This window comes from Campylobacter sp. (assembly GCF_052170435.1).
Taxonomy (GTDB): Bacteria; Campylobacterota; Campylobacteria; order Campylobacterales; family Campylobacteraceae; genus Campylobacter_A.
Map to the genome: position 1 here is coordinate 1 of NZ_JBQNAN010000035.1, position 8,128 is coordinate 8,128.

At 45.5% G+C, this 8,128-nt stretch carries 8 protein-coding genes, 1 tRNA gene and 1 pseudogene; 4 read left to right on the top strand and 6 right to left on the bottom strand.

Going from position 1 to position 8,128, the window contains the following annotated elements:
- Nucleotides 1-68 precede the first annotated feature (68 nt).
- Nucleotides 69-209: a hypothetical protein gene (locus ACTTJF_RS09515; RefSeq protein WP_442551760.1), complete on the bottom strand. Its 141-nt coding sequence runs from the start codon at nucleotides 207-209 to the stop codon at nucleotides 69-71.
- 419 nt (nucleotides 210-628) lie between these two features.
- A complete protein-coding gene (locus tag ACTTJF_RS09520) occupies nucleotides 629-2,182 on the bottom strand; it encodes a flavocytochrome c (RefSeq protein ID WP_442551761.1) in 1,554 nt (517 codons plus the stop codon).
- 334 nt (nucleotides 2,183-2,516) lie between these two features.
- Between ACTTJF_RS09520 and ACTTJF_RS09525 the strand changes: the two genes are divergently transcribed.
- From ACTTJF_RS09525 to ACTTJF_RS09540, 4 genes are all read left to right on the top strand, one after another.
- Nucleotides 2,517-2,592: transfer RNA gene (locus ACTTJF_RS09525), tRNA-Val, on the top strand.
- 459 nt (nucleotides 2,593-3,051) lie between these two features.
- Nucleotides 3,052-4,872, top strand: coding sequence for a threonine--tRNA ligase (gene thrS, locus ACTTJF_RS09530; protein WP_442551762.1), 1,821 nt, complete (start codon nucleotides 3,052-3,054; stop codon nucleotides 4,870-4,872).
- 172 nt (nucleotides 4,873-5,044) lie between these two features.
- A complete protein-coding gene (gene infC / locus ACTTJF_RS09535) occupies nucleotides 5,045-5,560 on the top strand; it encodes a translation initiation factor IF-3 (RefSeq protein WP_442551763.1) in 516 nt (171 codons plus the stop codon).
- Nucleotides 5,557-5,952 (top strand): polyphosphate kinase, encoded by a 396-nt coding sequence (locus ACTTJF_RS09540; RefSeq protein ID WP_442551764.1) that lies wholly within the window; start codon nucleotides 5,557-5,559, stop codon nucleotides 5,950-5,952. The genes infC and ACTTJF_RS09540 overlap by 4 nt, the downstream gene beginning before the upstream one ends.
- A 297-nt stretch (nucleotides 5,953-6,249) precedes the next feature.
- On the opposite strand, the gene ACTTJF_RS09545 is transcribed toward ACTTJF_RS09540, so the two are convergent.
- The 4 genes and pseudogenes from ACTTJF_RS09545 to ACTTJF_RS09560 all read right to left on the bottom strand — a co-directional run.
- The gene (locus ACTTJF_RS09545) at nucleotides 6,250-6,576 is read right to left on the bottom strand and encodes a hypothetical protein (RefSeq protein ID WP_122872974.1); all 327 of its coding nucleotides are present in this window, start codon (nucleotides 6,574-6,576) and stop codon (nucleotides 6,250-6,252) included.
- Between the two features lie 156 nt (nucleotides 6,577-6,732).
- Nucleotides 6,733-6,885 (bottom strand): hypothetical protein, encoded by a 153-nt coding sequence (locus tag ACTTJF_RS09550; RefSeq protein ID WP_442551766.1) that lies wholly within the window; start codon nucleotides 6,883-6,885, stop codon nucleotides 6,733-6,735.
- A 10-nt stretch (nucleotides 6,886-6,895) separates the two neighbouring features.
- Nucleotides 6,896-7,867, bottom strand: coding sequence for a DUF3137 domain-containing protein (locus ACTTJF_RS09555; RefSeq protein ID WP_442551765.1), 972 nt, complete (start codon nucleotides 7,865-7,867; stop codon nucleotides 6,896-6,898).
- Between the two features lie 8 nt (nucleotides 7,868-7,875).
- Nucleotides 7,876-8,128, bottom strand: a pseudogene (locus ACTTJF_RS09560) (methylenetetrahydrofolate reductase); the annotation flags it as partial.

Below are 8,128 nucleotides of genomic sequence, written 5' to 3' on the forward strand. Positions count from 1 at the left end.
CAGCATAGATGCGCACAAGGCGAGAAACGCTTTATGTTTCATGCGAATTCCTTTCTGTGAGGTGTCGGCTAAAGAGATGCGGTCTCTTTAGCTTTTTCTTTTTTAAATTTCTTCGTCGTTAAAACTCTTTTTAACTCGAATTTGAGCTCAAATTTAAACTCAAATTCGGCGGTTAAATTTGAGGGGCAAATTTGGTATTTAATTTTCATAGCACGCTATACGCGGCAACTTTAAATTTGTCTTTTCTTATTAAGGGGTAAGGGGCTTGAATTACATTTCAGCTTTACTTTGCAGCTTACTTTATTCTTTCTTTGGGAGAGGAAGGGGGTTCTACTTACGAAGCGTCGCCCCTTCCTCTCCCAAGCCCTCTCTAACCCCACTCACGTTAGAGGTTGCTGCACTGCGTGCAGGTTAAATTTGGCGCTACCACACATCAAATTTGCCATCAGATTTAACGAAATATCGCAAGCCGAATTTGGCCTGTGATACAAAATTAAAACGAATTATCGCGAGATGATTTTAAATGTTTTGAAGTAAATTTCATCCCAAGACTAGACATATAGTCTGTCGCAGGGCGAAATTTACGAAATCATTTAAAAGCGCTCGCGAGAACTTCGTTTTACCAAATTTAGGCTAGATTTTCTCCAGCAATCATTCCAAACACTATACAATCGGTTATCGCAACCGTTCCTAGCCTGCTCGCGCCGTGCGTACCGCCGGTGATTTCGCCTGCCGCATATAGACCCGGGATTGGCTTATTCGTCTTGCTTGAGATGACCTCGGCTTTGGCGTTGATCTTTAGGCCGCCCATGGTATGGTGAGGCTTTGGCGATAGGCGGATGACGTAGAACGGTCCTGCTTCGTTGATCTCGCTTAGCGCGCTTTCTTGTTTGCCAAATTCGTCTTTTTTAGCCTTGACGCCTTCGTTATATTTCTTGACGGTTTCTTTTAGCGCGTCGGCAGGCACGCCGTATTTTTTAGCGATATCATCGAGCGTAGCGCACTCGCCTACTAGTTTGCCGCTTGCCATGCCTTTTTGGATGATCTCTTCGCTTAGGTCTTTAAACGCCATTTTTGTGTCGGCGAAAGTTATCGGATATGCGCCCGGTTTTTCGCGTAAAATTTTAAACTCGGCGTCCGCGCGGGTTTTGCGGTCGGCTAGCTCGTTCATAAAGCGCTTGCCGGTGCGTATATCGACCGCAATGCCGTATTTGAAGGTGCCTTGCTGCGTCAAAATCGGAGCGGTGCCAAAGCCCTTTTCGTCCGGGCTCGCCCACGGACCAAACTGGATCCAGTCTACTTGCACCGGATACGCGCCGATCTCAAATGCTTTTAGCAGCGCGCCCGCAGTCGCTCCCGGGTGGTTCGTGCTATCGACGTCGTCGGGGATACGAGGGTCTTGAAGCTTTCTAAACGCCTTATCGCGGCAAAATCCGCCGGCTGCCAAAACTACGCCTTTGTTTGCCTTTAGCGTTTTTTTTGTGCCGCTCGTGTTTTCTAGGTCGTCGCTGTAAAGCTTATCGTCGAATCTATACTCTTCTCTGATCGTCACGCCCACGACTCGGCCACTGTCGTCTAACACGAAGTCGTCAAATTTGGCGCGGCGGCGAAGCTCGCAACCTTTGTCTTTTAGCGCTTCGAATTTCTCGAGCATCGGCTGGATGTAGCCTGAGCCGCTATCGTTTGTAGTTAGCAGCGAGCGAGCAACGGTGTGACCGCCGAAGTGCGCGCAGTGCTCTTTAAACTGAACGCCGTTTTCAAGAAGGAAGTTATACGCGTCCATGCCGCGATCGACTAATGTCTCCAAAAGCTCGGTGTGATTGATACCAAGACCGGCTTTTAGACAGTCTGCGATAAACAGCTCTTTGCTGTCTTTGATGTTAGTTTTTGCTTGCACCGGGTTGTTTGCAACCGCCATACCGCCGCCGTTGATAACGGAGTTGCCGCCGATACGGCCCATTTTTTCCAGGATTAGTACCTTGCTACCTTTTTGCGCCGCTTTTAAGCCCGCCGCAAGCCCCGCAAAGCCGCTGCCGATGATGATTACGTCCCACTCTTCGTCAAATTTGACGTCTTTTGCGTTTAACGCGCTTGCTTGCGCATTTACCGCACCTAGCGCGAGCGCGCCCGCACCCGCCATACCTAGCTTTAACAAATCGCGTCTTGACATTTGCTCTTGCATACGTCCTCCTTTGGATGAAATATCGTAATAGCATTATAGTTATAATATCGTGAGTTTACTATGAGTTTTATTAAAAATTTACTGTACCAAAGTTATCCCTAAATTTAGGGGATTTAGTGTAAATTTGACTGCGGATAGACGGTTTTATGAGATTTTATTTTTAATATTTATCAAGACTTTTCTATTAAAATCTAATCTTTATATGTTTTTATTTTGGGATCGCCGAGCAGGGTCAAATTTGGCGAAATAGGATCGCGTTCAAATTTTGCTTTTTACGAAAAATCGCAAAATTTAAGCTAATTTCAATATTATTTTGGGTAAATTTCCATTTTTCGGTCCCGTAGCTCAGTTGGTAGAGCACTACCTTGACATGGTAGTGGTCGATGGTTCGAGTCCATTCGGGGCCACCATTTCGCTTCTTTTGATTCAAATTTTCAAATTTCGCTTTATCTTTCGCACCGTAAACTCAAACGCTAAATTTTTGCCAAATTTGCCTACTAAAGCTAAAAGTATATTATGTTTTATTTTGAAGTAAAATTTCAGTGATTAAAGCGCAAAGGCAACCACTCCTTTGCGCAATTTGGGAGAAAAATGAATCAAAACAATGCAAAGACGAGATAGATGCATGATTCATTCGATGAAATATTAGCGTTAGTTTTCTTAAAGTATAATAAAGTATATTGAGAATATTACCGATTTAACAATATTTAAATTTTAATCAATATATTCTACTATATTCAAAACTCAAATTTGACCGCCGTTTAAACCCAAATCAAATAAAACATTAAGTAAAGCTTAAAAACATTTTAGCTAAAATCAAGCCCAATTCTTTCAGCGTAAGAAAGATGTTTCGATAAAAAGGACGTAAAATGAGCGATATCATCGCATACAAACTGGATGGAAACATAGTCGATACTCAGAGTATCAACGGGCGAGAAAACGCCGCAGAACCGATTCATTTTGACAACTCCCCCGACGCGCTAAACGTCATCAGGCACTCCTGTGCGCACCTCATGGCGCAGGCGATCAAAGAGCTTTATCCGCAGGCTAAATTTTTCGTCGGACCAAACGTCGAGGACGGATTTTATTATGATTTTAAGGTCGATGATGCCAACAGCAAGCTTAGCGACGAGGATCTAGAGGCGATAGAGGCTAAGATGAAAGAGCTAGCCGAAGCAAAGCTTGACATCGTCAAAACCTGCTCGACCAAAACCGCGATGAGCGATAAATTTAAAGACGACGAGCTAAAACAAGAGGTGCTAAAACGCATCCCAGAGGGCGAAGTCAGCAGCTACAAGCAAGGAAATTTCGAGGATTTATGCCGCGGACCGCACTTGCCAAATACCAAATTTTTAAGATTTTTTAAACTAACCCGCGTAGCCGGAGCGTATCTGGGCGGCGACGAAACGCGCGAGATGATAAACCGCATTTACGGCACGGCATTTGCCGATAAAGAGAGCCTAAAAGAGCACATCCGCATCATCGAAGAGGCCAAAAAACGCGACCACAGAAAGCTTGGCGTCGAGATGAAGCTGTTTACCTTCGATGAAGAGGTCGGCGGCGGCCTACCGATCTGGTTGCCAAACGGCGGGCGCTTGCGCTCGAAGTTAGAGCAAATTTTATACAAAGCGCACCGAGACCGCGGCTACGAGCCGGTTAGAGGCCCCGAGCTACTAAAAGCCGACGTGTGGAAAAAGAGCGGCCACTACGCAAACTATAAAGAAAATATGTACTTTACGACGATCGACGAGGCAGAATACGGCATAAAGCCGATGAACTGCGTCGGCCACATCAAGGTCTATCAAAGCGACATCCGCTCATACCGCGATTTGCCGCTTAAATTTTTCGAATACGGCGTCGTGCATCGCCACGAAAAAAGCGGCGTTTTGCACGGACTTTTCAGGGTGCGCGAATTTGCCCAGGATGACTCGCACATCTTTTGTATGCCAAGCCAAATCAAAGAAAATATCCTAGAAATTTTAAAATTTGCCGGCAAAATAATGGAAAATTTCGGCTTTCACTACGAGATGGAGATTTCAACCAAGCCCGCAAAAGCGATCGGCGGGGACGAAATTTGGGAAACTGCAACCAAAGCGCTAAAAGAAGCGCTTGACGAAAACGGCTTTAGATACGGCATCGACGAGGGCGGCGGCGCATTCTACGGTCCAAAAATCGATATCAAAATCACCGACGCGTTAAAACGAAAATGGCAGTGCGGCACGATCCAGGTCGATTTTAACCTGCCTGAGCGCTTTGATCTGGGCTACATCGACGCAAATAACGAACGCCAGCGCCCCGTAATGCTGCACCGCGCGCTACTGGGAAGCTTTGAGCGATTTATCGGTATCTTGATCGAGCACACCGGCGGCGAGCTACCGTTTTTCGTCGCTCCGACGCAAGTAGTCATCGTGCCGATCAGCGACGCGCACCTAGACTACGCTAAAACCGTCGCCAAAGAGCTTCGCAAAATCGGCATAGATAGCGAAATAGCGAGCAAAAACGAGAGCCTAAACAAACGCATCCGCACTGCAGAAAAACAGCGCGTGCCTATGATCGCGGTACTTGGCGACAACGAAGTGGCAAATAGCGCTATCGCTCTGCGCGACCGCACGACCAGGGAGCAAAAAGATATGAAGCTGGACGAATTCGTAGGGCTTCTAAAATCAAAACTCGCCGAGGTAAGTTTTTGAAATACGGACTAAAATCCGCTAAATTTGAGCTAGGCGCGGCTTTATGCTAAGCCTGGCTTTTACCAAAATCCGCAAAAATTGTCACGGCGCAATAAATTTCTACGAAAAATACAATAAAAACACAATATTTTTGGATATAATCAACAAATTTCAACTTAAAGGAAAAAACTAATTGGCTAAAGAAAACGAAGTGTTGCTCAACGAAGATATCAGAGCGAGCGAAGTAAGATGCGTAGGGGACGACGGCACCGCATACGGCGTTATCCCAAGAGTAGAGGCCTTAAAAATCGCCGAGAAAATGGAGCTTGATCTGGTGCTAATCGCGCCTGATGCCAAACCTCCCGTTTGCAAGATAATGGACTACGGCAAATTCCGCTACCAGCAGGAAAAAAAGCAAAAAGAGGCCAAGAAAAAGCAAAAAACGATCGAAGTAAAAGAGATCAAGCTCTCCGTCAAAATCGCTCAAAACGACATCAACTATAAAGTCAAGCACGCGCTTGAGTTTCTAGAAGACGGCAAACACGTCAAATTTCGCGTATTTCTAAAAGGCCGCGAGATGAGCAATCCCGAAGCCGGCGTCGCGATGCTACAAAAAGTCTGGGAGATGGTAAAAGACGTCTCCGACCGCGATAAAGAGCCGCTGCTGGAAGGCCGCTACGTCAATATGTTGGTAACGCCGAAGAGATGAGAAAAGTTTGTCTCGTTTGCGCGCTGGCTCTGGGTCTAGCGGGAGCCGAGTGTAGTCCGTATTTAAGGTTAGCCACCATTGGCGCTAAATCAGCGTTAAATCAAATGGAAGATGAAAACATAAAGGTTACCGAAGTGAGTTGCAAAGACGAGATAATCGCCTACGAATACGTCTTTAAAAACTCGCAAAACATAGATTGGGAAGCTATCTCGGACGAATATAAAAAAGAATTTACGTCTACTATGAAAGAGCTTTTGACGGAAGATTTTTGCTCTGATAAAAACACCCTTGTGCTACTACAAAAAGCAAAAAGTATCGTGATGAATTATCGTTTACCAAGCGGCGCGCTTTTCAGTAAAGTAGAGCTAACTGCAAAGGACTGCAAGAAATAAGCAATTGTGTTTGATCTAATTTGAAAGCCTCAAAAACTAATAAAACGTTTTAGGGGCTTCCAAGTAAAATTTGACCGAGTAAAATCAAAAACAAACTCGGCAAATTTATAAAATATCGCTCGAACACAAATTTACAGCCTCACGAAACATACCTGCGCGATAACACAAAAGAAGCAAAATTTGATAAATTTGAGCCAGAATCGCTAAAGAATAAATTTCGTATGCGAGCCGCCCAAGGCTAAATTCCACGCCCAAAGCGGCCGCATACTTAAAGCTAGAGTTCAGGACAAACCTCGATTATTTGCCGACCTTTTTGCAGCACTCTCTCATGAGGCCACCGCTCTTTTTGCAGCATTGTGCGTAGGCTTGCTTTGAGAGAGCGTCATTTTTTTTCACTCTCTGAGGGCCCGCACCGCCCTTGCCGTATTCGTATATCACGCCAAGCTCTTTGCAAGAGCCTGCTTCGTTATCGTTATAGTTATAACAAGCTGCCGTGAAATACTGCACTGCGTTAGCCCACTCTCCTCTGGATACGGCTCTCAATCCATCACCGTACTCTTGGCCGCCTTGTGCCGAAGACAACGCCAAACACGCCAAAAAGATCGCTAAAATCAACTTTTTCATGACGACTCCCTTGTGTGGATTTGTAAGGCGATTATACTACAAAAACGCTTTGATGTTTAGAAAATATTTATGCTATATCGTGATTAAATTTGAGTAAAAGTTTATCAAAGCATTCAGATTTGAGCCGCGAGCCACAAAGCCGTCCAAATTTCAAAATTACCAAATTTTGCGGTTTAAATTTAACTCTTTTATTATCTGTGTAAAGCTTGCTATCTCGCTCTCGTAAAGCGCTATGGTTTCGTTGTTTATTAGGGACTTGCGGATATCTGGCTCAAAGTCGTCACGCCAGGTCTCTACGGCGATAAATATTTCATTATCCTTAAAAACGGCGTTTGCGGGTGCATCTAGCCTTAAGCAAAAGCTGAGTAAATCTTTCCATCAGCGCCGGGCTAAGCGCGTATCTAGCGCCAATCTGATCAGTCGTATAGACGTCAAATATCTCCTCAAATCTCGCGTCGTCCATATTCGCCTTTTTGCCGTAGATTGCTAAATTTCTTGAGTTTATATGCGAAATTTGAGTTATGGAGCTTAAGGTTTTGTTAAAATCGGCCTTAAAAAGCACGCCTTGAAACTGCACGACCGTTTCGGTGCCATTTTTCTTTTTCACCTCTTTGGCCGCGTAAAAGTCGCTAAATTTGACGCTAACGCTATCTATATCGCCCTCAACAAGATCCTCACTATGCCACTCATCAACTCTGCAATCGTAAATGGTAAAAAAGTCATCAAGCCCTAGCCCGCGGTCTTTATCGTAGCTAAGGCCGTGCTTTTTTACGATATTTTCTATGATTTGACGTTTAAAATTTGCCCTAAATTCTCGCCTTTTAGACGCAGTCAAAAGGCCAGTCGTCACAGCATATGAGATAGCGCCCAGCGTCATACCGAAAATCGCGTCTAAAAGATACGCTATCGCCGCGCCCGCGCAAACGCCGACGCCAAGACCGATCAAATTTGCTTTTTTGATAGCGGCGACTAAATTTACGCGCTCGTTTTCCAGCTCGCCCAGCTCGGCGGCAAGCTCGCTAGAGACGAAATTTTGAGCATTTTCGTTTGGAGTTTCCGCCGGTTTTGCATAAAAATTTGCTATAAATCCGTAAACCGAAGGAGCGATAAAAAGAATAGCCACGGCGCCGATAAAAAGGTAGCTAAACGGCTCGTAAAGCCCGCCGTTTAGGAGAGCGCTTGATAACGCAAAAAGGGCGGGCGCGGCGATCAGGACGGCAGCTACGCGCATGAGTTTTTTGAGCGCGTTGGCGCGTTTTGCCTTGGCGTAGAGCTCGTCCGTATCAGCCATCCTCGCTCCTAAATTTGCCTAAACTCGCGAGCTAGCTCTAGGCTCGCCTCGATTTCGGCGCGCTTTGCCATCACGCTTTCGATGTTTGCACTCAAATTTAGCCCGTTTTCGTCGCCGAATTTCTTTAGCTCGCGCCAAATTTCTTTGATGATCTCGCAACTTTGCGCCAGATAGTCCTCGCTGGCGTTTAGCCGCGCCTCAACCGCGCTAGGCACGCTAACGCCCAGCCATTTGATAAACTCCAGCGTTTTTGGATTGCCC

Bases quoted from the DNA above. Each gene is read 5' to 3' on its own strand.
- ACTTJF_RS09540 (WP_442551764.1), top strand. From the start codon at position 5,557: ATGAGAAAAGTTTGTCTCGTTTGCGCGCTGGCTCTGGGTCTAGCGGGA.
- ACTTJF_RS09520 (WP_442551761.1), bottom strand. From the start codon at position 2,182: ATGCAAGAGCAAATGTCAAGACGCGATTTGTTAAAGCTAGGTATGGCG.
- ACTTJF_RS09545 (WP_122872974.1), bottom strand. From the start codon at position 6,576: ATGAAAAAGTTGATTTTAGCGATCTTTTTGGCGTGTTTGGCGTTGTCT.
- ACTTJF_RS09555 (WP_442551765.1), bottom strand. From the start codon at position 7,867: ATGGCTGATACGGACGAGCTCTACGCCAAGGCAAAACGCGCCAACGCG.
- thrS (WP_442551762.1), top strand. From the start codon at position 3,052: ATGAGCGATATCATCGCATACAAACTGGATGGAAACATAGTCGATACT.
- ACTTJF_RS09515 (WP_442551760.1), bottom strand. From the start codon at position 209: ATGAAAATTAAATACCAAATTTGCCCCTCAAATTTAACCGCCGAATTT.